Origin of the sequence: Segatella copri, assembly GCF_019127135.1 — a bacterium.
In the GTDB taxonomy this organism is placed as follows: domain Bacteria; phylum Bacteroidota; class Bacteroidia; order Bacteroidales; family Bacteroidaceae; genus Prevotella.
On the sequence record NZ_JAHOEA010000130.1, the window covers coordinates 1 to 1,936 of the forward strand.

Consider the following 1,936-nt stretch of genomic DNA (forward strand, 5'->3'; position numbering starts at 1 on the left):
TACCCTTGCCAAACACCTCGAAGTTGCCGTCTCTTCCTGTAACCATTGGCACTTGACGCAGCACATCATTTGCTGTACCTGCATGAGACAGTTGGGAGTTGGCGACAGTTGTAACCAAGGCATTGCCCTTGATGGCGGTAACAGGGCGTGATGATTTCACCACCACTTCGCCGAGCATCTTGCTGTTCTCTTCTAAAGTAATGACGCCCACAGTCTCGCCTATGCAATCCTTACAAATGGTCTTATAGCCCACGGATGTCACCTTGATGATTCCGCCATTGCAGGAGGAATCGATGGAGAAGTTACCATCTTCTCCACTCACTGCTCCCTTGACGAAAGCTGAGTCTTGTCGGTTCAAGAGTACCACATTGGCGAAAGCCAAAGGCTCGCCCTTGGTGTCCACTACCTTTCCAGTGATGTTCTGCGCCATCAGCGGAGTCATTGCCGAGAGGCACAAAACTGTTGTGATAATTACTTTCTTCTTCATATTTTCCTGTTTTTATTCTTTTCTGAGGCAAAAGTATGAAGTTTGTGGCAAAAGACTTTGACACAAAAGTGTATTTCTGAGGTGATGGGCAGAAAAATTACACTTTTGTGTGTGTTAAGAGAGAGAAACGATACACATGTTGCTTGATTTTCTGACTTTGGAAGAAAATCTACATTTATTTTCGAGAGTAACTCGAAAGGTTTTGAGTAACTCAAAACATACCTTGCTGTGTCTTTATGGACACAATGTTTTGGAAAGAACAAATCTAATACCATTGAAAACACTGCGGTGGTTCGCCAAGTGGCTGGAGGCGCAAAGCCTCCAAGGAACGGCTCGTTTTTCTCTATGTCCAAAGAATGAAACAAATAAATCCCAAAGAATGAAGACATGGAATACCATTCCTCGGGATGAACAAAAATGCATTTCTGTATGTCATACGTTTTATATGTCATACGATAAACATGTAAAACGTATGACATCAATGTATATATGCTTACACGCTTTTTTGCATGGATACTTCTTTATCACATTACAAGTTCATTTCTATACGACAGTGAACAACTGAAGCGTCAAAGATACAACCATTTTCAACAAAAGGTATTCGTCCCTCCGTAGAGTTGCAGGACAATAGTTGTTTTCTCTTTTGCTTCGTACAATCTATTGAAGATAGCATCACGAAGTTGTGCTGCGCCAAAAGAGTGGAGACGAAAGGAAATGACAACTATCATCGGAAAACTATACAGCGTTTGCCAAACACCAACGGAAGTTTCGTCCTTGCGTTGAACTTCTGACATAGACAGTATACCTTCCTTATATATGGCTCGTATCACAGAGTTGAGTTTGGGAGCTGTGGCATGAAATATATTCACCAACTCGCCCTCACTCATCCACAATTCCTTCAAGTTGGACGGAATGGAAAGTATCCCATTTCCGTCTATAGTGATAATTGTCCTTTTCATACCATTCCTCCCATTACAGGCAAGTGTCCTTTGATTCGACTTTCAAAAACAGATATGTCATGGTCAAGTTTGCTGCTTGTCACCTTGGCATATATCTGTGTCGTTGTGATGTTTGTGTGACCGAGAATCTTGCTAACGCTTTCTATCGGCATACCATATTCTAAAGCCAAAACTGCCCAAGTATGACGAGACACGTGGAATGAAACTCTCTTCTTGATTCCACACATTACAGCAACTTTCTTGATACGCTTGTTGATACTGTCAAGATTGCCTATATTGAACAAATGCTTGTCCTTTCGGAATGATTTGTATCTTTCAATAATCTGCATAGGTATATCCATCAGCTTGATTTGGAATGGTACACCTGTCTTCTGACGCTTCGACACAATCCAAGGAGCACCATTAATCATGCTGATGTTGTCCTCCGTCAAGTTTTTGATGTCGATGAAAGCTATACCTGTCCAACTGCCAAAGATAAAAAGGTCTCTCG

The 1,936-nt window shown here is 41.8% G+C and carries 3 protein-coding genes; all 3 read right to left on the bottom strand.

The annotated features are described in order from the left end of the window. The coding region (locus KSW37_RS15430; protein ID WP_217315321.1) for a carboxypeptidase-like regulatory domain-containing protein at positions 1–487 on the bottom strand (487 nt) is incomplete at its 3' end. 587 nt (positions 488–1,074) lie between these two features. After that, complete coding sequence (locus tag KSW37_RS15435) at positions 1,075–1,446, bottom strand: hypothetical protein (protein ID WP_217315323.1); 372 nt, start codon at positions 1,444–1,446, stop codon at positions 1,075–1,077. Further along, the coding region (locus tag KSW37_RS15440; RefSeq protein WP_217315325.1) for a site-specific integrase at positions 1,443–1,936 on the bottom strand (494 nt) is incomplete at its 5' end. The genes KSW37_RS15435 and KSW37_RS15440, both read right to left, overlap by 4 nt.